We start from the raw sequence: 21,921 nt of genomic DNA, 5'->3' as shown, positions 1-21,921 counted from the left end.
GCCCCCGCCATCGGCGGGGGCGCTCAGCCGTGCCGTGCGCGCCCACCCGGGCGTCCGGGCCCGCGCCCGCCCGTCGCGCTCAGCCGGCGCTCGCCGAGAAGACCTCGTCGCGGGCCTTCTCCAGGGCGGCGTGCAGGGCGCCGCGCAGCACCGGGTTGCCCTCCACCTCGGTCACCGCGACGGTCGGGCGGGTCGGGCTGATCCGCCCGACGGCGCGCTCGATGCGGTCGGCGAGGGGCGCCCCGCCGGCCCGCCCGAGGCTGCCCGACAGCACCACAAGGCCCGGGTCCAGCACGATGTTGACCGAGGTCACGCCGTAGGAGAACCGGTTGGCCAGCTCGTCCAGGAACGCGCCGCCCCGGGACTCGTCCGCGGCCGCCGCCCGGACGCACTCGACCGCGGTCGGCTCGGTGATGCCGTGTTCGTGGGCGAGGGCGCGCACCCCGTCCGCGCCGACGAGGGCCCCGTAGCCGCCGGCGAGGGTCGGGATGCCCCATGACGTCGACTCGGTGACGCCGCCCTCCTCCTCGGGGACGCGCCGGGCGGTGCTCAGCGGCAGCGGCGCCCCGGGGACCGGCAGGTAGCCGATCTCCCCCGCGCCGCCGGACCGGCCGCGGTGCAGCCGGCCGCCGAGCATCACCGACAGGCCCATGCCGCGGTCGAACCACATCAGCGCGAAGTCGTCGGCGTCGCGCGCCGCCCCGTAGGCGCGCTCGGCGACGGCGGCGAGGTTCACGTCGTTCTCGATCGTCACCGGGCGGCGCAGGTCGGTGCGGAGCGCGGCGAGCACGCCCTCGTGCCAGGCGGGCAGGTCGAAGGAGAACTGGACGTCGCCGGAGCGGGGGTCGACGACGCCGGGGGTGCCGATGACGAAGGCGCTCAGCCTGTTCACCGCGACCTTGGCCGACCGGCACGCCTTGACAACCGCGTTGTGGACCATCTTGACGGGCTCGTCAGCACCGTTCGGATCGACGGTAACCTGGGCGACCATGCGTCCGGTGATGTCGGCGACGCCGGCGGTGACGCCGTCCGGCCCCACCTCCAGACCCGCGACGTAGGCGCTCGACGGCACCACGGCGTACAGGGCGGCGTTCGGACCGCGGCCACCGGCCTGCTCCCCGACCACCGCGACGAGCCCGCGCTCCTCGAGCCTGGACAGCAGCTGGGAGGCGGTGACCTTGGAGAGCCCGGTGTGCTCGCCGATCTGCGCGCGCGTCAGCGGGCCGTGCTCGACGAGCAGGTCCAGCGCCGCGCGGTCGTTCAGCTCACGCAGCAGCCGCGGTGTTCCCGGGCGTCTGGCCATGCTGGTACCCCTCGATGTCTCAATCCGCTAACGGGCGGTTTTGTTTAGGAAAGTTTCTTGTTAGTTTACCCGCAAGCGCCGACCGTCCCCTCATCCGGGGAGGGGCGTGCAGAGCGCGGACTGGCGAGCAGGGCGCCCGCGAGCGACGCGACGACGAGCGGGGCATGTCCCGGACCCTAAAGGGTGCGGGCGCGCTCCACTCGCATCGCCGGCCACACGGCCGCGCGAGGCGATGCCGGAAAGGAACCCCCAGTGAAGTACATCAGGATTGCGGCCACGGCGGCCGCGATCGCCCTGGCCGCCACGGCCTGCGGCGGCGGCGGTGACGACAAGAAGGACGACTCCGGCGCGGGCAAGGACCCGGCGCAGCTCAAGGTCTGGATGATGGGCGACGGGACCACCGAGCAGACGACCTTCCTCAAGGGCGTCGAGACCGAGTTCAAGCAGAAGCACCCGAACACGGCCGTGCAGATCAAGTACGTGCCCTGGCCGCAGGTCGCCACCACGTTCCAGAAGGCCGCCGCCGGCGGCGAGGGCCCGGACGTGACCGAGCTCGGCAACACCGACGTCCAGTCGCACATCGAGCAGGGCAACCTCGCCGACGTCACCGACGAGATGTCGGGCTGGGCGGACAACAAGACGCTCAACAAGACCGCGCTGCAGAACGACCAGGCGGACGGCAAGACCTACGCCGTGCCGTGGTACGGCGGCGTCCGCGCCATCTGGTACCGCAAGGACTGGTTCGACGAGCTGAAGATCCAGCCGCCCGCGAACTGGGCCGACCTGGTGGCCGCCGCCAAGAAGATCCAGGACGCCAAGAAGGTCTCCGGCATCGGCGCGCCGAGCGACCAGACCAACGCCCTGGTCAGCTTCATCTGGGGCAACGGCGGCGAGGTCGCCGTCAAGGACGGCGGCAAGTGGGCCGGCAAGCTCGACCAGCCGCAGGCGGTCGAGGCCGTGAACTTCTACGCCGGCCTCGTCAACAAGGAGAAGGTCGCGCCGGAGAAGTACGTCGGCAAGAACGAGCTGGACGGCCCGCAGCGCGACTTCGCCCTCGGCAAGCTCGGCATGTACATCGACGGCAGCTGGGCGCTGACGCAGATGAAGAAGATCTCCCCGAAGAACGCCGACAAGTGGGCGGTCTTCCCGATCCCGGCCAAGAGCGGCGGCAACGCGCCGGTCATGGCCGGCGGCTCCGACCTCGCGGTGTGGAAGGACAGCAAGGCCAAGAAGGCCGCGTTCGACTACGTCACGATCCTCAACAACGCCGCGAACGCCAAGAAGTGGGCCGACATCAGCGGCTTCTCCTCGATGCGGTCGGACGTCCAGTTCTCCGACCCGGCGCTCGCGCCCTTCACGCAGATCGCGGCCAACACCAAGTTCACCCCGATCAGCGCCGGCTGGGGCGACTTCGAGCAGTCCAAGAAGGTGCTGCCGAACGCGGTGAAGGCGATCATGCAGGGCAAGTCGGCCGACGAGCAGATGAAGAAGGCCAACGAGCAGGCCAACGAGCTGCTCAACCAGTAGCACCCCCGCACGACCGGTAACACCGAGGCTCGACCAGTAGCACCGAGCATCCGGCGGGCCCGCGCGCTCATCCCCGCGGGCCCGCCGGACCCCCGCAGGCCACCCGTCCCCGCTGATCGGAAGCGTCCATGCTCGACACCGCTCCCGCGGTGCGCAGGCCACCGGGCCGGAGATCGTCCGGCCGCGGCGGCCCGCGCCGCCGGCCCCGCTTCGGGCCCTACCTGCTGATCGCGCCCACCGTCGTCGTGATCGCCGTGCTGATGTTCTGGCCCATGATCCAGATCGGGATCATGTCGTTCCAGAAGGTCGGCAACCGCCAGCTGCGCGGCGAGCCGGCCGAGTCGGTCGGCACCGAGAACTTCGACACCATCCTCAAGGACCCGCTCTTCTGGGCGGCCTTCCGGCACACCGTGCTGTTCGCCGTGGTCGCGGTCGGCCTGACCATGGTGGTCGGGACGCTGGTCGGGCTGCTGCTCAACAAGCTCGGCAAGCGGATGTCGAGCTTCGTCTCCGGCGGCGTCATGGTCGCCTGGGCGACCCCGCCCGTGACCGCCGCGATCATCTTCAGCTGGCTGTTCGGCTCGACCGGCGGGCTGGTCAACTGGACCCTCGACAAGCTGCCGGACGCCCTCGTCGGCGGCGGCTGGAACGACTACAACTGGTTCGCCACGCCGCTGTCCGCCTACACCGTCCTGACGGTCTGCGTCGTCTGGCAGGCGTGCCCGTTCGTGGCGGTGTCGGTGCTGGCCGGCCTGAAGAGCGTCCCCAGCGAGCTGTACGAGGCGGCGCGGGTGGACGGCTCGGGCCCGTGGCGGACGTTCTGGAGCCTCACCTACCCGATGCTCAAGCCGATCTTCCTCGTCGTCCTGGTGATGTCGATCATCTGGGACTTCAAGGTGTTCACCCAGCTGTTCATCATGTCCGGGATGGCCAACCGCGACGCGTTCAACCTGTCGCTGTACGGCTACTCGGAGGCGTTCGGCGCGCTCAACCCCAAGCTCGGGATGGGCTCGGCGATCGCCGCGGTGCTCACGCTGATCCTGCTCGTCGTCACCGCGCTCTACGTGCGGGTCATGGTGCGTCAGGGGGAGACCCGATGACCCAGGCAACCCTCAAGGCGGGACGGCCCGGCCGCAGCCGGCCGGCCGCGCGCAAGCGGGCCCGCAAGATCGGCCTCAACGCGCTCGGCGTGCTGGTGTTCGTGCTGGCGGTGTTCCCCGTCTTCTGGATGGCGTCCACCGCGTTCAAGCCGAACAGCGAGATCTTCAGCACCACGCCGAAGCCGCTGCCGACCCACCCGACGCTGACGCACTTCGACTTCGTCCTCAACGGCGGCATCGCGCAGGTGTCGTTCTGGACGTACTTCCGCAACAGCATCGTGCTGGCGCTCATCACCGTCGTGGTGTCGAGCCTGCTGGCGCTGCTCGCCGCGACGGCGGTGGCCCGGTTCCGCTTCCGGTTCCGCACCACCTTCCTGATCATGCTGCTCGTCGTGCAGATGGTGCCGTGCGAGTCGCTGGTCATCCCGCTGTTCCTGGACCTCAAGCGGCTCGACATGCTGAACACGCTGCCGGGGCTCGCGGTCGTCTACATCGGGTTCGCGGTGCCGTTCGCGATCTGGATGCTGCGCGGCTTCGTCGCCGCCGTCCCGAAGGAACTGGAGGAGGCCGCCGCGATCGACGGCGCCGGCCCGATCCGCACGTTCTTCACCGTCATGCTCCCGCTCGTCGCGCCCGGCCTGGTCGCGACCAGCATCTTCTCGTTCATCACCGCGTGGAACGAGTTCATCTTCGCCTTCACGTTCCTGGACGACCAGGACAAGTACACCCTGCCGATCATGCTGCAGTTCTTCTTCGGCCGCAGCAGCACCGCCTGGGGGCCCATCATGGCAGCGTCCACGCTGCTCACCATTCCCGTCATCGCGTTCTTCCTGCTCGTCCAGCGCCGCATGGTGTCCGGCCTGACCGCCGGGGCGGTGAAGGGGTGACCACCGACGACATCGCGACCACCGGCGAGATCGCCCGGCTGGCGCGGGGCACGCTGCTGCCGTCCTTCCCGGGCGCGTCCGCGCCCCGCTGGGTGCTGGACGAGCTGGAGGCGGGCCTCGGCGGCGTGACGCTGTTCGCGCTGACCGGCAACGTGCCGAGCCCGGAGTCGCTGGCCGCGCTCACCGCGCGGATGCGCAAGGCGGGCGACCCCTTCGTCACCATCGACGAGGAGGGCGGCGACGTCACCCGGCTCGGCGGGCACGCCACCGGCAGCCCCTACCCGGGCAACGCCGCGCTCGGGGCGGTCGACGACCCGGAGCTGACCCGGCGGATCTACCGCTCGCTGGGGGCCGAGCTGTCCGAGGTCGGCGTCAACCTCAACTTCGCGCCGTCGGTGGACGTCAACACCGCCGACGACAACCCGGTGATCGGGACCCGCTCCTTCGGGTCCGACCCGGCCCTGGTCGCCCGGCACGCGGCGGCGGCCGTGACCGGCACCCAGGAGGCGGGCGTCGCCGCCTGCTGCAAGCACTTCCCCGGCCACGGCGCGACCGTGGACGACTCCCACCTAGGCGTCCCGATCGTCGACGCCGACCTGGAGCTGCTGGACCGCCGCGAGCTGGTCCCGTTCCGGGCGGCGATCGCGGCCGGCACCCGCGCGGTGATGACCGGGCACCTCAACCTGCCCGCGATCACCGGCGGGGTGCCGGCGACCCTGTCCCCCGCCGCGATCACCGGGCTGCTGCGCGAGCACCTCGGCTACGCGGGCGTGATCGTCACCGACGCGCTGGACATGCAGGGCGCGAGCGGCGCGATCGGCATCCCGGAGGCGTCGGTGCGCGCGCTGGCCGCCGGCGCGGACCTGCTGTGCCTCGGCCCGAACGAGCACGCCGAGTCGCTCCACGCGACGCTGGCGGCCATCGAGGAGGCGGTGCGCACCGGGCGGCTGCCGGTCGCGCGGCTGTTCGACGCGGCGGAGCGGACCCGGCGGCTGCGCGAGTGGCTCGCCGGCGGCAGCCCCGCCGCGGTCGACCGCGCCGCCGGCCTGGAGGCGGCCCGCCGGGCGCTGCGGGTGACGGGCTCGCTGCCGGGCTGGAACGGGGCGCCGCTGGTGGTCGAGGCCGAGGCGAGCGGCAACATCGCGGTGGGGCCGACGCCCTGGGGCCTGCACCCGTGGGCGCCCGACGCCGTCCGGGCCGCGGGGGCGCCCGGAGAGGTGGAAGGCGTCCTGGAACGTGCCAGGGGACGCGGGCTGGTCGTCGTGCTGCGGGACGCCCACCGGCACGCGGCCCAGCGGGCGCTCGCCCGCGCCCTGCTGACGGCCCGTCCCGACACCGTGGTCGTGGAGATGGGACTGCCGGTCTGGCATCCCGACGCCGCCGTCCACCTGGCCACCTACGGCGCCGCCGCCGCCAACGCCCAAGCCGCCGCAGAACTCCTGGGCCTAGCCTGACCCCACCACAGTTGCGAGCGAAGCGAGAACCCAAGACCACACGACATCAGGCTTCATTCCCAGCCACGCGACGACCTGGACCGTCGCGATCGCGAGCGAAGCCAAGTTCGAGCGAAGCGAGAACTTGATCGCGCAGCGAGCCCCCGGGGCGAGTCGAAGCGATGCAGCGATCGCCGCATGGCCCGTTGAAGGGAGGCCCCCGGGGCCGACCGCCGAGGGCGGTGCAATCAACACAGCGATCGCCGCATGGCCCGTTGAAGGGAGGCCCCCAGGGCCGACCGCCGAGGGCAATGCCATGGGCCAGAGCCCGACCAGTCCGATCGGCAAGGGATAATACGTACATGCGATTGTCCGCTCGGGTCGACTACGCGTTGCGTGCCGCCGCGGAGCTGGCGGTGGCCGGGAGTCACCCGGTGACCGCGGTCCAGCTCGCGGAGGCCCAGCAGATCCCGCCCAAATTCCTCGAGAACATCCTCGGCCAGCTGCGCCGTTCCGGGCTCATCCGCAGCCAGCGCGGCCCTGAGGGCGGCTACTGGCTGGCGCGGCCCGCCGAGCAGATATCCCTGGCCGACATCATCCGCGCGATCGACGGGCCGCTGCTCGGCGTCCGCGGCGAGCGTCCGGAGCACGTCGGTTACGAAGGGCCGGCGCGGTCGCTGCAGGAGGTGTGGATCGCGCTGCGCGCCAGCGAGCGGGCGATCCTCGAGCGGGTGAGCCTCGGGCACATCGCCGCCGGCAAGCTGCCGGAGGGCGTCCAGAAGCTCACCGAGGACCCGTCGGCCTGGGAGAGCCCCTCCTTCATCTAGCGGCGGGGTCGGCACCGTGCCGGAAGGCGACGTCGTCTGGCTGACCGCCCGGCGCCTGCGCGAGGCGCTCGCCGGGCGGCCGTTGACGCGCGCCCAGTTCCGGGTGCCCCGCCTGGCGACCGCCGACCTGCGCGGGCGGACGGTGCTCGACGTGGTCTCGCGCGGCAAGCATCTGCTCATCCGTGTCGAGGGCGGCCTGACGATCCACACCCATCTGCTCATGGAGGGCCGCTGGCAGATCCGGCCCGCCGGGCCGCCGCCGCGCGACCACCGGGTCCGGCTGGTGCTGGCGAACGCGGAGCGGCAGGCGGTCGGCTCCTCGCTGGGGCTGGTCGAGCTGCTGCGCACCGCCGAGGAGGACGCGGCCGTCGGCCACCTCGGCCCCGACCTGCTCGATCCCGGCTGGGACGCCGGGCTCGCCGCGCGGGCCGCCGCCCGGCTGGAGGAGCGGCCCGGCCGCGCGATCGGCGAGGCGCTGCTCGACCAGACCCGGCTCGCCGGGATCGGCAACGTCTACAAGGCCGAGATCCTGTTCCTGCGCGGCGTGCACCCGTGGACGCCGGTCTCGGACGTCCCCGACCTGCCCGGCCTGGTGGAGCTCGCTCACCGGCTGCTGGACGCCAACAAGGAGCGGCACGGCCACGTCACCACGGGGAACCTGGCGCGCGGGCGGGAGCACTGGGTGTACGGGCGCGCCGGACGCCCCTGCCGCCGCTGCGGGACCCGGATCGAACGCGCTCCCCAGGCGTCCGATGTGGGCGACCGCACGGCGTTCTGGTGCCCGCGCTGCCAGCCGTCCCGGTAGGACGCCGGGGTCGGCGCCCGTCCGGCGCCTCGAGGTCGCGGACGGGTCGCCGCCGGGAGCGGGTCGCCGGATCCTGCGCCCGCCCGATCATCCTCCGGTTGCGATCGTTCCAAGTCAATTCTCGGGTTTCCTTATCGATCTCCCAGGTCTAGCTTGGGCGAATGACCCTCGACGACCTGCGCGTGTTCGTGGCCGTCTGCGCGGCCGGCAACCTGAGCGCCGTCGCCCGCGACCTGTCGTGCAGCCAGTCCGCGGTGAGCCAGCACGTCAAGCGGCTCGAACGGGAGACCGGGCTGGTGCTGCTGGAGCGGCGGCCGCGCGGGGTGCTGCCCACCCGCGCCGGCCGGATCCTGCACCGGGCCGCGACCGAGGGCATCGCCGGGCTGGACGCGGCGCTCCGGCAGCTGGACGACCTGCGCCGCGGCGTCGGCGGGACGGTCCGGATCGCGACGGGCGCCACCACCGTCCGGCACTTCATGGCCGCCGGGGTGGCCGCGTTCCGGACCCGCCATCCCGACGCGGCGCTGCAGTTCGAGACCGCCGGGTCCAGCCGCCGCTGCCTGGAGGCGGTGCGGACGCACACCGCGGACCTGGCCTGGGTGACGATCGGCCCGCCGCTGGACGGCGTCGAGCAGCGCGCGTCCTGCGAGCTGCCCTGGGTGCTGGCCGTGCACACCGGCGACCCGCTGGCCGGCCGCGAGGCGATCGCGCTCGGCGACCTGGCGGGCATCCGGCACATCGAGCTGCCCGCGCACTCGACGTCCCGCGTCCACCTGGAGATGCACCTCGAACGGCACGGGGTGCGGCTGACGTCCAGCACCAGCGTCGCCGACTGGGACACCGCGCTGCTGCTGGCCGAACTCGGCCTCGGCCACGCGATCCTGCCCGCGCTGCCCGGCTGGGGCGGCGGGCGGGGCGAGGTGCGGCTGATCCCGATCCCCGGCCTGCCGCCGCTCACGGCCGGCTGGGCGGCGCGCCGCTGGGACGCGCTGAGCCCGCTGGCCGTCGAGTTCGCCGAGACCGTGCTGGAGCACCTGCGCGGCTGACCCGCGCAGGGCCCTGAAGCCGCCCGCACGCGGAAAGGCCCGGCCCCACACGAGGGGCCGGGCCTTTCTCCGTCCGGATCCGGGGCCGCGCCGAGGATCGCGGCGGCGCGGCGCGGGGATCCGCGCGCCGCGCGGTCAGGTCTGCGCCTGGAACATCCAGTGCTGCTTCTCCAGCTCCTGGGTGATGCCGATGAGCAGGTCCTGGGTGACGGGGTCGGGCTCGTCGGTCGCCGCGATCCGCTCGCGGAACCGCGCGATGATCTGGGCGAGGACGTCGGTGATCGCCGCGACGACCTTGTCGTCGGCCAGGTATCCGGCCTCGAGCTGCGGGATTTCGGTGCGGTCCGCGACCGTGCGGGCACGGCCGTCGGGGTTGACGCCGATCGCCACGGCGCGCTCGGCCACGTCGTCCTGGCCGCCGCGGGCGAGGTCGACGACCTCGTCCAGGTGCTCGTGCACGACCTTGAAGTGGCGACCGGTCAGGTTCCAGTGCGCCTGCTTGGCCACGAGCGAAAGATCGATGAGGTCCACGAGGGCGCCCTGCAGGGCCTGCCCGGTGACCTTCAGTGCCTCGTCGGAGAGCGGGCTCTTGACGGCCGCCATTGTCGGGCTCCTTCCGCGTCGTTACGGTCATCCGCTACAACGGGAGAGCCTCCCCGCATATGCCGAGCTCATGCGTGAGGCCGCGCACACCCGCGGCCCCGTGGGGCATGAGCCCCGCGCCGCCCGCCGACCGGCGGGCGGCGGCCGGTACGGCGATCTGCGGTGGCTAGGCCGCGACCATGTCGCCGCGGAACTCGCCGGTGATCTCCTCGGGGGTCTCCGGAATGCGCTCGGTGGGGATCCGCTCGTGCTCGGGCGCGCCCGCCATGACCGGCTCGTGCTGCAGCTCGGCGAGGGCCAGCGAGTCGGCCACCTCCCTGAGCACGTGCGACAGCGGAACGCCCAGCGCCTTGCAGATCGAGGAGAGCAGTTCGGAGGAGGCCTCCTTCTGCCCACGTTCGACCTCGGACAGGTAGCCGAGGGAAACCCGCGCGGCCGCGGAGACCTCACGGAGGGTGCGTCCCTGGCGCAGCCGCAGCTGCCGCAGTACGTCACCGAGCAGCTGGCGAAGCAGGACCATCGTCTCGCTCCCTCCCTCAGTTCGGACCATCTGCCGGTTCCACCGTACCCGGCTTGGCGGTGGCCATGGCAGACCGTTGATTTCGTGTTCGCTCGGAACGTAACGCTGTAATCAGCCCCGAACTTCCCGATCTTCCCGAGCGTCCCCGGTCGCGACCTCGGCGTCAAGCCCCAGCAGGACACGTCTGAGCAGCTCAAGCGCGTGCACCACGGTCATCCGGCGGAGCACCGCGCGGACCTCCGGCCCGGTGCCGGGCACGGGGAGTTTCGGCCTGACCACGGTGCGCGTATCCCCGGGTCCGGTCACGCCGATATAGACCGTTCCCACCGGCCGCCCGTCCTGCGGCAACGGGCCGGCGACGCCGGTCACCGCGAGCCCGTAGGTCGCGCCGAGCCGGTCGCGGACGCCCGCGGCCATCGCGGCCGCCACGTCGGGATGGACGGCCCCGTGCTCGGCGAGCAGGTCCTCCGGGACGCCGAGCAGGCGGTGCTTCAGCTCCGTGGCGTACGTCACCATCCCGCCCGCGTACGTCTCCGACGAGCCGGGCATCGCGGTCAGCTCGGCGCCGATGAGGCCGCCCGTGAGCGACTCGGCGACCGCGACGGTGGCGGAGCGCTCGGCGAGCAGCCGGTGCACGACGCGGTCGAGCGTCTCGTCGCCGACTCCGTAGACGACCGGGCCGAGCAGTTCGCGGACGCGCATCTCGACGCCGTCGAGCCGGCCCTTCGGGTCCGCGCCGACCGTGGTGATGCGGATCTTCACCTCGGCGGGGTCGGGCAGGTAGGCCAGCTTCACCCCGTCCATGGCCTCGACCTCGGCGAGCCGCGTCGCGACGACCGACTCCCAGATCCCGGCGGTGCGCAGCGTGCGGCGGGCGACCGCGGGCAGCCCGGCGGTCGCGGCCATCTCCGGCAGCACGACCTCGTCCATGATCGTGCGCATCTCGAACGGGACGCCGGGCAGCGCGTAGACGACGCCGCCGTCCAGCTCGACGCGCAGGCCGGGGGCGGTGCCGGCGGAGTTGCGCAGCAGCCCGGCCCCCTCGGGGACCTCCGCCATGCGGAACGCCATCGGCTGCAACTCCCGCCCGGCCGCCTCGGCGCGCTCGCGCAGGCGCCGCTCCAGGCCCGGGTCGCGGACCAGCGGGACGCCCGCGGCCCGCGCGAGCGCGTCGCGGGTCAGGTCGTCGTAGGTGGGGCCGAGGCCGCCGGTGGTGATCACCGCGTCGGCGCGCTCCAGCGCGGACCGGACGGCGGCGACGATGACGTCCATCTCGTCGCCGACGACCACGCTGCGGGTCACCTCGACGCCGTGCTCGGCGAGGCGCTGCCCGAGCCAGGCCGCGTTCCCGTTGATGGTGTCGCCGAGGAGCAACTCGTCCCCGACGGTGAGCAGTTCGACCCGCATCGCTTCCCCGTCCCGTTCGCCGACCAGCCGAATCTACCGGCCGGGGCGGACGGTCCGGAGCGGGCCTCGCACGCGGGCGGCCGGAGCCGGCGAGCGACCGGAGCGGGGCGCCGACGGCGGCGGGGCGCGCCCGGTTGACGGCGCCGGACGGCCGAATCAGGACGAAGGACTCTTTCTCGGCAAACACCACTTGCCTGATCGTCCGCCGCATATCCCATTTCGTTGGCGGGGAAAAACGCGAGCCGTGCATTGTGTCACACACCCGCGCGGCCCCGCACACTGCGCGCGGATGGGAACGCGACCGGGGCGCGCATCGTCGCACCGCCCCGACCTGCGCCATTGCGTTCCGCGGTCCACCATCGGCCACACGTGCCGTCATTTTGTGAGTCAGAACTCATTTGCCATGTCGCGACCACTCCCCATTCACAGGGATAATTGCCAGTGCGGCCGCCATGAACGGGGCTGCGGGGCACGACCGGGGTGGGCGTGCTCCCGCAGCCCGCATGGCGGCCGTATCCGTTCGCGGCCCTGGCCTCCTCCGGGGGTCAGGGGCGCGCCAGCCGGCGCAGGACGGCCCCGCAGCGCCGCGCGTACGCGCGCTGGAACAGCGGGCCGAACGGCCCCGCCAGCCTCGCCGGCGCCGTGGCCGGACGGCTGAACGAGGTGACCGTCAGCCACACCTCGCCCCCGTCGTCCAGGTGCACGACGAACGCCTCCTCCCCCGCCACCGGATGGCCCTCCAGCGTCCCGTAGGCCCATCCGGCGCGGCGCTCCTCCTCCTGCGTCCAGACGACCCGGCACGGCGCCGTCAGCCGGAGCGGCCCGATCCCGAGGCCCATCTCGACGCTCACGCCGGGCGCCGCGCGCGGAGCCGACGCCCGCACGCGCGCCGGAAGCGCCCGGTGCATCCAGAACTCCATCAGCGCGTCCGAGGCGTTCCGGAAGGCGTCCGGCCCGGCGCCGACGAGCGTGCGCACCCGCAGATGCCGGTACCCCGGCGGCCGGTCGGCGTCCCGCGTCGCGCCGACCTCGCGATAGGTGAAGCCTTGCCCGCTCATCGACCTCCGGCCCCCAAACTGACCAATCGGTGTCAAGTATCGCCTGTTCTCCTGGTCACCCGCCGGACGCCGCTCTAACGTCGCCTCATGATCGCCGTCATCGCCGGACTGAACGTCTTCCCGATCAAGAGCGCGGGCGGTGGCGCGCTCGCCGAGGCCGAGCTGACACCGCAGGGGCTCCGGCACGACCGCGCGTTCATGCTCGTCCGCCCGGACGGGCGGCACCTGTCGCAGCGGGAGGTGCCCGAACTCGCCCTGCTCCGGCCCGCCTACGACGGCGCGAAGCTCACCGTCCACACGCCGCTCGCCGACTCGCCCCTGATCTGCGAGGCCGCCGACGGGCCGGCGCGCGACGTCACCGTGCACCGCCGCCCCTGCCAGGGCGTCGACCAGGGCGACGACGCCGCCGGATGGTTCTCCGACGCCCTCGGCATCGACTGCCGCCTCGTCCGCTTCACCGGGACGCGCCCGACACAGCGCGGCGGCGGCACGCTGACGTTCGCGGACGGGTACCCGGTCTCGGTGCTGTCCGCCGAGTCGCTCGACGACCTGAACGGCCGGGTGGACGCGCCGCTCCCGATGGACCGGTTCCGGCCCAACATCGTCCTGCGCGGCCTCGGCCCCTACGGCGAGGACGGTGTCACCCGGCTGCGCGGCGGCGCCGAGATCGAGCTGATCAAGCCGTGCGGGCGCTGCGTCATCATCAACACCGACCAGGAGACGGCCCGGCGCTCCCCCGCGCCGCTGCGCGCGCTCGCCGGGTACCGCACCGGGCGCTTCGACGGCTCCCGCGAGATCGTGTTCGGCCGGCTCGGCGTCCCGCGCGTCACCGGCGTCCTGCGCGTCGGCGCCGAGCTGTCCGCGACCTGATGCCGGCTGCCGGTCAGGAGCCCGGAGCGCGGCGCCTCAGGAGCGCGGCGCGCGGCGCAGGCGCCAGGCCTGCACGACGTAGTCGGCGCCGGTGACGACGGTGACGATCAGGGCCGCGCCCATCGTCACCCAGCGCAGGTAGTCCAGCGGGCCGGGCGGGATGAAGAACCCGATCGCGAAGACCTGCAGCATCGTCTTCAGCTTGCCGCCCTTGCTGGCCGGGATCACCCCGTACCGGATGACGACGAACCGCATCAGCGTGATGCCGATCTCGCGGACCATGATGACGACCGTCACCCACCACCACAGCTCGCCCAGCGCCGACAGGCTGACCAGGGCGGCCCCGATGAGCGCCTTGTCGGCGATCGGGTCGGCGATCTTGCCGAAGTCGGTGACCAGGCCGCGGGAGCGGGCCAGATCCCCGTCGATCTTGTCGGTGACGGACGCGGCGGCGAACACCGCGAACGCGCCGATCCGCCAGCCGGTGCCGTCCAGGAACAGCAGCCACACGAACAGCGGGACCAGCGCGATGCGCAGCAGCGTCAGCGCGTTGGCGACGTTGTAGACGCTCGCGGGCGGCGGATCGGGCGCCCCGGCGACCGGTTCGGGCATGCCCGCGATCATGACACGTCCGCGACGAGGTCCACTCCGTCGGCACCGGTGACGCGGGCGGCGACGATCTCGCCGAGGGCCAGTCCCTCGCCGCGGACCAGCACCGTCCCGTCCACCTCGGGCGCCTGGTGCGCGGCGCGGCCCTCGAACCCGCCGTCCGCCTTGTCCTCCAGCAGGACGTCGATCGCGGTGCCGACGCGGTCCTCGGCGCGCTGCGCGGTCAGCTCCTCGGCGAGCTCCGTCAGGTCCTCGACGCGGCGGGCGATCTCGTCCGGGTCGACCTTGCCGGGCAGGTTCGCGGCCTCGGTGCCGTCCTCGTCGGAGTAGCCGAACACGCCGATCGCGTCGAGCCGCGCGGCGGACAGGAACTCCGCCAGTTCCTCGTAGTCGTCCTCGGTCTCGCCGGGGAACCCGACGATGAAGTTGGACCGCACGCCCGCCTCCGGGGCCAGCGCGCGGATCTGGTCGAGCAGCTCAAGGAACCGGACGCGGTCGCCGAACCGCCGCATCGAGCGCAGCACCGGTCCGCTGGCGTGCTGGAAGGACAGGTCGAAGTACGGCGCGACGCCGGGCGTGCCGCAGATCGCCTCGATCAGCCCCGGCCGGGTCTCGGCGGGCTGCAGGTAGCTGACCCGGACGCGCTCGATGCCGTCCACGGCGGCGAGGCCCGGAAGCAGCTTCTCCAGCGCCCGCAGGTCGCCGAGGTCCTTGCCGTAGGAGGTGGAGTTCTCGCTGACCAGCACCAGCTCGCGGACGCCGTGGCCGGCGAGCCAGCGCGCCTCCTCCAGCACCTCCGCCGGCGGGCGCGACACGTACGCGCCGCGGAACGCCGGGATCGCGCAGAACGTGCAGCGCCGGTCGCAGCCGGACGCCAGCTTCAGCGGGGCGACCGGGCCGCCGCCGAGGCGCCGCCGCAGCACCCGCGGTCCCGACGCGGGGGCCAGGCCGGCCGGCAGGTCGCCGGGGCCGCCGTGCCCGGGGATCGCCACGTCCGGCGCGGACGCGGAGCGCTCGACGGGGCTGATCGGCAGCAGCGTGCGGCGGTCGCGCGGGGTGTGCGCCTCGCGCGCGCGGCCCTCCACCACCTCGTCGAGCCGCTCCCCGATCGACAGGTAGTCGTCGAAGCCGATCACCGCGTCGGCCTCCGGCAGCGCCTCCGCCAACTCCCTGCCGTACCGCTCGGCCATGCAGCCGGCGGCGACGACCTTGGCGCCGGAGTCGTGCGCGGCCAGCAGCGTGTCGATCGAGTCCTTCTTGGCCGCCTCGATGAAGCCGCAGGTGTTGACGACCACGACGTCGGCGCCGTCCGCGCCGTCGGCCAGGTCCCAGCCGGCGTCCTCCATGCGCGCGGCGAGCTCCTCGGAGTCCACCTCGTTGCGGGCGCAGCCCAGCGTGATCAGCGAGACCTTGCGGCGAGTCGACATGCCCCTAAGGTAATGGGCGCCGGGACCTGGCGGACCCGCGCCCCGCCGGTGCGGCGACCGGGCGGTCACGCCCCCGGACGGGGCCGGGCGGGCCCGGATCGCGGCGTCAGGCCGCCGCCGGGTCGTTGCGGTCGAAGCTGAGCCGCTGCACGCCCTTGCCCTTGCCGGGCGTGCCGATGTCCTTGCCGTTCACGGTGAGCCGGACGCCGCCGCCGATGCCGATCACCATGCTGATCTTCTTCTTGGCGGTCCACTTCTTCTGGTCGCCGCTGCGCAGCACGCCGGAGTACAGCGCCTTGCCCTTGTCGCCGCGGACGTTGACCCAGACCGTCCGCTTGGCGACGACCTGGACCTCGACCTTGGTGCGCGGGGCCGCCGCCACCGGGTCGGTCGTCTTGGCCGGCGGTGACGGGCTCGGCTTCGGGGTGCGCGCCGCGGGCGTCCCGGCGACCTGCCGCGCGGTGTGCCGCTCGTGCCCGCCGTCGTGCCGGATGGCCTGGAACACCCCGCCGATGACCACGACGGCGAGGGCGAGGGCCATCGCCGCGCTCCAGTTCGCCGAGCGGCGCTCGCGGAAGGGGATCGGGCGCTCCGGCTCGAACGCCGCCGTCGCCGACACCGGCTGCGGCGCGCCGCCGTGCGCGGCGTCGAACTCGGTGACGAGCGGCTCGGGGTCGATGCCGATGACCCGCGCGATGCTGCGGATGTGGCCGCGGGCGTAGAAGTTGCCGCCGCAGGCGGAGAAGTCGTCGGACTCCATGCCGCGGATCACCGTCTCGCGGATCCGCGTGTGGAGGCTGACCTGCGTCACCGAGAGACCCGCCTGCCGACGCTCCTGGGCCAAGGTCTCACCGATGCTCACGCCAGGCCTCCTTCGAGCGCGTCCACGGCTGGTTCCACGCTGATGCGACACCAGTCTAGAAACGGGAATGCCCGCTCGGCGAGCGCCAACACGTTCGAAACAGGGCAAGATTTCGCATCATTCCGCCATGCCCGTCCCTGGATCGGACGGCCATATGACGGCAACCGGGCGGACATTCCATTGTTCCCCCGCGGTAAGAGCCGCGGGGGAACGGCCGGTCAGCCTCCGCCGCGCAGTTCCGCGAGCACCCCGGGCAGGTCGTCGGGCTTGGCGAGCACGTCGCGGGCCTTGGAGCCCTCGCTCGGCCCGACGATGTCGCGGCTCTCCATCAGGTCCATCAGCCGGCCCGCCTTGGCGAACCCGACGCGCAGCTTGCGCTGCAGCATCGAGGTCGACCCGAACTGCGTCGACACCACCAGCTCGATCGCCTGGACGAGCAGGTCCATGTCGTCGCCGATGTCCTCGTCGATCTCCTTCTTCGGCGCGGACGACTCGGCGACGTCCTCCCGGTAGTGCGCCTCCATCTGCCCCTTGCAGTGGTCGACGATCCCGTGGATCTCCTTCTCCGACACGTAGGCGTTCTGGATCCGCATCGGCTTGCTCGCGCCCATCGGCAGGAACAGCGCGTCGCCCTGCCCGACCAGCTTCTCCGCGCCCGGCTGGTCGAGGATGACGCGGCTGTCCGACAGCGAGGACGTCGCGAACGCCAGCCGGGACGGCACGTTGGCCTTGATGAGGCCGGTCACCACGTCCACGGACGGCCGCTGCGTCGCCAGCACCAGGTGGATGCCGGCGGCGCGGGCGAGCTGGGTGATGCGCACGACCGAGTCCTCGACGTCGCGCGGCGCGACCATCATCAGGTCGGCGAGCTCGTCGACGATCACCAGCATGTAGGGGTAGGGGGTGTAGACGCGCTCGCTGCCGGGCGGCGCGGTGAGCTTGCCCGCCTTCACCGCCTTGTTGAAGTCGTCGATGTGCCGGAACCCGGACGCGGCGAGGTCGTCGTACCGGCGGTCCATTTCACCGACGACCCATTCCAGCGCCTCGGCCGCTTTTTTGGGATTTGTGATGATCGGGGTGATCAGATGCGGAATGCCCTGATACATGGTCAACTCGACCCGTTTCGGGTCGACCAGGATCATCCGCACCTCGTCCGGCGTCGACCGCATCAGCACCGAGGTGATCAGCCCGTTGATGCACGTCGACTTGCCCGCGCCGGTCGCGCCCGCGATCAGGATGTGCGGCATCTTCGCCAGGTTCGCCACCACCGTGCGGCCCTCGACGTCCTTGCCGAGCCCCACCACCATCGGATGGTGCTCGTTGGTCGCGGCCGGGGACCGCAGCACGTCGCCGAGGCTGACGATGTCCTTGTCGGTGTTCGGGATCTCCACCCCGATCGCCGACTTGCCGGGGATCGGGGAGATGATCCGCACGTCCGCGCTCTTCACCGCGTACGCGATGTTCTTGGTCAGCGCGATGACCTTCTCGACCTTCACCGCCGGGCCCAGCTCGATCTCGTACCGGGTGATCGTCGGCCCCCGGGTGAACCCGGTGACCTGCGCGTCGATGTCGAACTGCTCCAGCACCCCGGTGAGCGCGTTCACCACCGTGTCGTTGGCCTTCGTGCGCGGCTTGGACACGCTGCCCGGCCGCAGCACCATCGGATCCGGCAGCACGTAGATCTCACCGGACGACGACAGCGGCAGCTGCTCGGAGCTGCGCGGCGCCGGCGTCGGGTCGCGGACCTCGGCGCGCTCGGGCTGCTCGGCCGGGGCGAACTCCTCCGGCGGCGCGTCGTCCAGCGGCGGCCCGTCGTCGGCCGGCGGGGCCGGCGGCGGGACGTCGCCGCCGAACGGGTCCGGCTCGAACAGCTCGTCGGCGAGGTCGCGGACCGGCCGGTCGGCGCGCTTCGGCTCGTCCTCCAGCAGCGGCGTGTCGTACGGCTTGGAGTGCTCGCCGACCTCCAGCTCGTCGCCGGCCTCCTCCGCCTTCTTCTTGCGGCGGCGCTTCTTCGGCGCCTCCTGCTCGCCCTCCACCGTGTCGGACGGGCGCTCCGGACGGCCCTGCAGCGTCGCGACGGCCCACAGGTCGCCGACCCGCTCGGGCACCTTCGCGATCGGGGTCGCGGTGATGACCAGCAGCCCGAACCCCGACAGCAGGAGCAGCAGCGGCACCGCCACCCAGCCGCTGAGCGCGGCGTCGAGCGGCGCCGACACCAGCCAGCCGACGACGCCCCCGGCGTCGCGGACCCCGGGCATGTCCTTCGCCGGGGACGGGATGCCCGCGGCGATGTGCAGGACGCCGAGCACGCCGACGGTGAGCGCGGTCAGGCCGATGACGACGCGCCCGGTCTCCTCGTTCTGCTCGGGATGGCGCAGCGTCCGCCACGCCAGCAGCGCCAGCACCACCGGCAGCGCCATCGCGACGATGCCGATGCCGCCGCGCACGACCTTCTCCAGCGCGATCGTGACGACGCCGTCGGGCCGGAACCAGGTGACCGACGCCAGCACGATCGACGAGCCGAGCAGCGCGAGCCCGAGCCCGTCGCGCCGGTGCTCGGGGTCGAGGTTGCGGGCGCCGTTGCCGTAGGCGCGGAAGATGGAGCCGACGGTGACCGCCGCGAGCAGGTACAGCTTGAACAGCAGCTTGAAGAACCCGAGGACGGCCTGCGAGATCGGGTCGGGCCTCTGCTGCTGCGGGCGCCCGCGGCCGGAGCCCCGGCCCGCGCCGCCCTTGGCCGCACCGCTCCTGGCTCCGCCGCCCTTCGCGCCACCGCCCTTCGCACTGCCGCTCGTTCGCTTCCGGGGGGACGGCCCTGCGGGTTTGCGAGCCGCGCTGCCCCCGGTACGCGAGGAGGTGGTCTTCGCTCCCCCGGACGCACGTGTGGCCATGGTTATGAGAGTAACCAAGGACGCCGGGGGTTCCCGGGACGGCGAACGGGCGTGTTGCCCCATACCGGGACGGCGGCTACACCTCGACGACCACCGGGATGATCATCGGGCGGCGGCGGTAGTTGTCGCTCACCCACTTGCCGACCGTGCGGCGGATCAGCTGGTTGATCTGGTGCTGGTCGTTGACCGCGTCGCCGGCCGCGCCGGCGAGGACCCCCTCGATCCGCTCGATGATCTCGTTGAAGTCCTCGTTGACGATGCCGGCGCCGCGGGCGTGCACCTCGGGCCCGGCCACCAGCTTGCCGGAGGTGGAGTCGATCCCGACGACGATGGACACGAAGCCCTCCTCGCCGAGGATCCGCCGGTCCTTCAGCGAGGTCTCGGTGACCTCGCCGACCGACAGGCCGTCCACGTACACGTACCCGGCCGGGACGGCACCGACGATCTTGGCGTGCCCGTCCACCAGGTCGACGACCACGCCGTCCTCGGCGATGACGATGTTGTCGTCGGGGACGCCGGTGAGCGCGGCGAGCTTGGCGTGCGCCCGCAGGTGCCGCCACTCGCCGTGGATCGGCATGAAGTTGCCGGGCTTGGTCACGTTCAGCACGTACAGCAGCTCGCCCGCCGACGCGTGCCCCGACACGTGCACCAGCGCGTTGCCCTTGTGCACGATCCGCGCGCCCCACCGGGTGAGGCCGTTGATGACGCGGTTCACCGCGTTCTCGTTGCCGGGGATGAGCGAGGACGCCAGCATCACCGTGTCGCGGTCGGTGATGCGGATCGAGTGGTCCCGGTTGGCCATCCGCGACAGGGCCGACATCGGCTCGCCCTGCGAGCCGGTGCACACCAGCACCAGCCGGTCGCCGGGGATGTCGTCCAGCTCCTTCTGGTCGACCATGATGTCCTCGGGGACGTTCAGGTAGCCCAGCTCGCGGGCGACGCCCATGTTGCGGACCATCGAGCGGCCCACGAAGCACACCTTGCGGCCGTTGGCGACCGCGGCGTCCAGCACCTGCTGGACGCGGTGGATGTGCGAGGCGAAGCACGCGACGATGAGCCGCTCCTGCGCGGTGCGGAACACCTCGTCGACGACCGGCCCGATGTTGCGCTCGCTGGTGACGAAGCCGGGGACCTCGGCGTTGGTGGAGTCCGACAGCAGCAGGTCGATGCCCTCGGCGCCGAGCCGGGCGAACCCGGGCAGGTCGGTGAGGCGGCCGTCCAGCGGCAGCTGGTCCATCTTGAAGTCGCCGGTGTGCAGGACGAGCCCGGCGGTGGTGCGGACGGCGAGCGCGAGGGCGTCCGGGATCGAGTGGTTGACGGCGAAGAACTCGCAGTCGAACGGCCCGAACGTGCGCCGGTCGCCCTCGGCCACCACGTCGGTGACCGGTTTGATGCGGTGCTCGGTGAGCTTGGCCTCCAGCAGGGCCAGGGTGAGCCTCGAGCCGATCAGGGGGATGTCGCGGCGCTCGCGCAGCAGGTACGGGACGGCACCGATGTGGTCCTCGTGCCCGTGCGTGAGGACGACGGCCTCGATGTCGTCGAGGCGGTCCCTGATGTACTCGAAATCCGGCAGGATCAGGTCGACGCCGGGCTGCTCGGTCTCGGGGAAGAGCACGCCGCAGTCGACGATGAGCAGGCGTCCGCCGTGCTCGTAGACCGTCATGTTGCGGCCGATCTCCCCGAGCCCGCCGAGCGCGACGATGCGCAGCCCGCCCTCGGGCGGGGCGGGCGGGTCCGAGAGCTCCGGGTGAGGATGGCTCACCGGGCGACCTCCGGAATGGTTGCCTCCGGCACTTTCACTCCCCCTATCGTGAGGTCTTCGCGCAGGTGCGCCGCGAACTCGGCCGTGGCCTCCACCAGCGGAGCGCGCAGCGGGCCGCCCCCGGGAAGGCCCAGCAGGTTCAGCGCTGCCTTCACGGCGATGGCGCCCTGCGTACGGGTCATGATCGCGGTGACCACGGGCAGCAGGCGCCGGTGGATCTCCAGCGCCCGCCCATGCTCACCGGCGCGGTATGCGTCGATCATCTCATGGAGCTCGGTGCCCACGACATGGCCGACCACACTGACGAACCCGGCGGCGCCGACCGACAGCCACGGCAGGTTCAATACGTCGTCGCCGGAGTACCAGACCAGGTCGGTCTCCGCCATCACCCGGGACGCCCCGAACAGGTCGCCCTTGGCGTCCTTGACGGCGATGATCCGCGGGTGCTCGGCGAGCTTCATCAGCGTGTCGTTCTGGATCGGCACCCCGGCGCGCCCCGGGATGTCGTAGAGCATGTTCGGCAGGCCCGTCGCGTCGGCCACCGCCGTGAAGTGGCGGAGCAGGCCCTCCTGCGGGGGCTTGTTGTAGTACGGGGTGACCACGAGCAGACCGTGCGCGCCGGCGGCCTCGGCCTGCCGCGCGAGTTGCAGGGTGTGCTCGGTGTGGTTGGTTCCGGCACCGGCGACGATCACGGCGCGGTCGCCGACCGCCTCGATGACCGCGCGCAGAAGCGTGCTCTTCTCGTCGTCGCTCGTCGTCGGCGACTCGCCGGTCGTCCCGTTGACGACCAGGCCGTCGTGGCGCCGCTCGTCGACCAGGTGGGTCGCGAGGCGCGCGGCGCCGTCGTAGTCGACTCCGCCGTCCGGCAGGAACGGCGTGACCATCGCGGTCAGCATCCGCCCGAACGGGGCGTCGGTCGATGTGCTGGGTGCCATGCATCGAACGGTACCGTTCCGGCCGCCGGCTTGGACCCGCAGGTGGAGG

Annotated in this window: 19 protein-coding genes; 8 read left to right on the top strand and 11 right to left on the bottom strand. The window is 72.5% G+C overall.

The genetic code is table 11. The annotated features are described in order from the left end of the window. Window positions 1-79 precede the first annotated feature (79 nt). Window positions 80-1,303, bottom strand: a complete 1,224-nt coding sequence (locus ACA514_RS25870) for an ROK family protein (protein ID WP_375043809.1) — start codon at window positions 1,301-1,303, stop codon at window positions 80-82. A gap of 252 nt (window positions 1,304-1,555) precedes the next feature. On the opposite strand from ACA514_RS25870, the gene ACA514_RS25865 reads away from it, so the two are divergent. The 7 genes from ACA514_RS25865 to ACA514_RS25835 all read left to right on the top strand — a co-directional run bounded on the left by ACA514_RS25865 (window position 1,556) and on the right by ACA514_RS25835 (window position 8,928). Further along, window positions 1,556-2,830: an extracellular solute-binding protein gene (locus ACA514_RS25865; RefSeq protein ID WP_375043808.1), complete on the top strand. Its 1,275-nt coding sequence runs from the start codon at window positions 1,556-1,558 to the stop codon at window positions 2,828-2,830. Window positions 2,831-2,958: 128 nt separating this feature from the next. Further along, window positions 2,959-3,930, top strand: a complete 972-nt coding sequence (locus ACA514_RS25860) for a carbohydrate ABC transporter permease (protein ID WP_375043807.1) — start codon at window positions 2,959-2,961, stop codon at window positions 3,928-3,930. Beyond that, a complete protein-coding gene (locus ACA514_RS25855) occupies window positions 3,927-4,817 on the top strand; it encodes a carbohydrate ABC transporter permease (protein WP_375043806.1) in 891 nt (296 codons plus the stop codon). The genes ACA514_RS25860 and ACA514_RS25855 overlap by 4 nt, the downstream gene beginning before the upstream one ends. Further along, window positions 4,814-6,271, top strand: a complete 1,458-nt coding sequence (locus ACA514_RS25850) for a glycoside hydrolase family 3 protein (RefSeq protein ID WP_375043805.1) — start codon at window positions 4,814-4,816, stop codon at window positions 6,269-6,271. The genes ACA514_RS25855 and ACA514_RS25850 overlap by 4 nt, the downstream gene beginning before the upstream one ends. Window positions 6,272-6,612: 341 nt before the next feature. Continuing rightward, window positions 6,613-7,077, top strand: a complete 465-nt coding sequence (locus ACA514_RS25845; protein WP_375043804.1) for an RrF2 family transcriptional regulator — start codon at window positions 6,613-6,615, stop codon at window positions 7,075-7,077. A 16-nt stretch (window positions 7,078-7,093) separates the two neighbouring features. Beyond that, on the top strand, window positions 7,094-7,882 hold the full coding sequence (locus tag ACA514_RS25840) for a DNA-formamidopyrimidine glycosylase family protein (protein WP_375043803.1): 789 nt from the start codon (window positions 7,094-7,096) through the stop codon (window positions 7,880-7,882). A 161-nt stretch (window positions 7,883-8,043) separates the two neighbouring features. Continuing rightward, complete coding sequence (locus ACA514_RS25835; RefSeq protein ID WP_375043802.1) at window positions 8,044-8,928, top strand: LysR family transcriptional regulator; 885 nt, start codon at window positions 8,044-8,046, stop codon at window positions 8,926-8,928. Between the two features lie 135 nt (window positions 8,929-9,063). Here ACA514_RS25835 and ACA514_RS25830 read toward each other — a convergent pair whose 3' ends face one another. The 4 genes from ACA514_RS25830 to ACA514_RS25815 form a co-directional block, all read right to left on the bottom strand. Then, complete coding sequence (locus ACA514_RS25830) at window positions 9,064-9,531, bottom strand: Dps family protein (RefSeq protein WP_375043801.1); 468 nt, start codon at window positions 9,529-9,531, stop codon at window positions 9,064-9,066. Between the two features lie 166 nt (window positions 9,532-9,697). Beyond that, window positions 9,698-10,051, bottom strand: a complete 354-nt coding sequence (locus ACA514_RS25825) for a helix-turn-helix domain-containing protein (RefSeq protein ID WP_375043800.1) — start codon at window positions 10,049-10,051, stop codon at window positions 9,698-9,700. Window positions 10,052-10,162: 111 nt separating this feature from the next. After that, window positions 10,163-11,458, bottom strand: coding sequence for a CinA family nicotinamide mononucleotide deamidase-related protein (locus tag ACA514_RS25820; RefSeq protein WP_375043799.1), 1,296 nt, complete (start codon window positions 11,456-11,458; stop codon window positions 10,163-10,165). Window positions 11,459-12,003: 545 nt separating this feature from the next. After that, window positions 12,004-12,516: a DUF1990 family protein gene (locus tag ACA514_RS25815; RefSeq protein ID WP_375043798.1), complete on the bottom strand. Its 513-nt coding sequence runs from the start codon at window positions 12,514-12,516 to the stop codon at window positions 12,004-12,006. A gap of 87 nt (window positions 12,517-12,603) precedes the next feature. Between ACA514_RS25815 and ACA514_RS25810 the strand changes: the two genes are divergently transcribed. Beyond that, window positions 12,604-13,386: an MOSC domain-containing protein gene (locus tag ACA514_RS25810; RefSeq protein WP_375043797.1), complete on the top strand. Its 783-nt coding sequence runs from the start codon at window positions 12,604-12,606 to the stop codon at window positions 13,384-13,386. A gap of 36 nt (window positions 13,387-13,422) precedes the next feature. Here the strand turns inward: ACA514_RS25810 and ACA514_RS25805 are convergent, their stop codons facing one another. From ACA514_RS25805 to dapA, 6 genes are all read right to left on the bottom strand, one after another. Continuing rightward, window positions 13,423-13,998, bottom strand: coding sequence for a CDP-alcohol phosphatidyltransferase family protein (locus tag ACA514_RS25805; RefSeq protein ID WP_375043796.1), 576 nt, complete (start codon window positions 13,996-13,998; stop codon window positions 13,423-13,425). 8 nt (window positions 13,999-14,006) lie between these two features. Beyond that, window positions 14,007-15,422, bottom strand: coding sequence for a 30S ribosomal protein S12 methylthiotransferase RimO (gene rimO, locus ACA514_RS25800; protein ID WP_375043795.1), 1,416 nt, complete (start codon window positions 15,420-15,422; stop codon window positions 14,007-14,009). A 106-nt stretch (window positions 15,423-15,528) separates the two neighbouring features. Further along, the gene (locus ACA514_RS25795) at window positions 15,529-16,284 is read right to left on the bottom strand and encodes a helix-turn-helix domain-containing protein (protein ID WP_375043794.1); all 756 of its coding nucleotides are present in this window, start codon (window positions 16,282-16,284) and stop codon (window positions 15,529-15,531) included. Window positions 16,285-16,502: 218 nt separating this feature from the next. Then, window positions 16,503-19,175, bottom strand: a complete 2,673-nt coding sequence (locus ACA514_RS25790) for a DNA translocase FtsK 4TM domain-containing protein (RefSeq protein WP_375043793.1) — start codon at window positions 19,173-19,175, stop codon at window positions 16,503-16,505. 76 nt (window positions 19,176-19,251) lie between these two features. Continuing rightward, window positions 19,252-20,937 carry a ribonuclease J gene (locus ACA514_RS25785; protein ID WP_375043792.1) on the bottom strand — a complete coding sequence of 562 codons (1,686 nt, stop codon included), beginning with the start codon at window positions 20,935-20,937 and terminating at the stop codon, window positions 19,252-19,254. Continuing rightward, window positions 20,934-21,872, bottom strand: a complete 939-nt coding sequence (dapA, locus tag ACA514_RS25780) for a 4-hydroxy-tetrahydrodipicolinate synthase (protein WP_375043791.1) — start codon at window positions 21,870-21,872, stop codon at window positions 20,934-20,936. The genes ACA514_RS25785 and dapA overlap by 4 nt, the downstream gene beginning before the upstream one ends. Window positions 21,873-21,921 lie beyond the last annotated feature (49 nt).

Source organism: Actinomadura sp. NTSP31, assembly GCF_041951385.1.
Lineage (GTDB): Bacteria > Actinomycetota > Actinomycetes > Streptosporangiales > Streptosporangiaceae > Spirillospora > Spirillospora napierensis.
Note: the sequence above shows the minus strand (reverse complement) of the source record. Positions and strands in the feature narration are given on the sequence as shown.

What these genes read in the sequence shown, in the direction of transcription:
- ACA514_RS25870 (WP_375043809.1), bottom strand. Translation starts at nt 1,303, where the DNA reads ATGGCCAGACGCCCGGGAACACCGCGGCTGCTGCGTGAGCTGAACGAC.
- ACA514_RS25860 (WP_375043807.1), top strand. Translation starts at nt 2,959, where the DNA reads ATGCTCGACACCGCTCCCGCGGTGCGCAGGCCACCGGGCCGGAGATCG.
- ACA514_RS25855 (WP_375043806.1), top strand. Translation starts at nt 3,927, where the DNA reads ATGACCCAGGCAACCCTCAAGGCGGGACGGCCCGGCCGCAGCCGGCCG.
- ACA514_RS25845 (WP_375043804.1), top strand. Translation starts at nt 6,613, where the DNA reads ATGCGATTGTCCGCTCGGGTCGACTACGCGTTGCGTGCCGCCGCGGAG.
- ACA514_RS25835 (WP_375043802.1), top strand. Translation starts at nt 8,044, where the DNA reads ATGACCCTCGACGACCTGCGCGTGTTCGTGGCCGTCTGCGCGGCCGGC.
- ACA514_RS25830 (WP_375043801.1), bottom strand. Translation starts at nt 9,531, where the DNA reads ATGGCGGCCGTCAAGAGCCCGCTCTCCGACGAGGCACTGAAGGTCACC.
- ACA514_RS25825 (WP_375043800.1), bottom strand. Translation starts at nt 10,051, where the DNA reads ATGGTCCTGCTTCGCCAGCTGCTCGGTGACGTACTGCGGCAGCTGCGG.
- ACA514_RS25820 (WP_375043799.1), bottom strand. Translation starts at nt 11,458, where the DNA reads ATGCGGGTCGAACTGCTCACCGTCGGGGACGAGTTGCTCCTCGGCGAC.
- ACA514_RS25815 (WP_375043798.1), bottom strand. Translation starts at nt 12,516, where the DNA reads ATGAGCGGGCAAGGCTTCACCTATCGCGAGGTCGGCGCGACGCGGGAC.
- ACA514_RS25810 (WP_375043797.1), top strand. Translation starts at nt 12,604, where the DNA reads ATGATCGCCGTCATCGCCGGACTGAACGTCTTCCCGATCAAGAGCGCG.
- ACA514_RS25805 (WP_375043796.1), bottom strand. Translation starts at nt 13,998, where the DNA reads ATGCCCGAACCGGTCGCCGGGGCGCCCGATCCGCCGCCCGCGAGCGTC.
- rimO (WP_375043795.1), bottom strand. Translation starts at nt 15,422, where the DNA reads ATGTCGACTCGCCGCAAGGTCTCGCTGATCACGCTGGGCTGCGCCCGC.
- ACA514_RS25790 (WP_375043793.1), bottom strand. Translation starts at nt 19,175, where the DNA reads ATGGCCACACGTGCGTCCGGGGGAGCGAAGACCACCTCCTCGCGTACC.
- dapA (WP_375043791.1), bottom strand. Translation starts at nt 21,872, where the DNA reads ATGGCACCCAGCACATCGACCGACGCCCCGTTCGGGCGGATGCTGACC.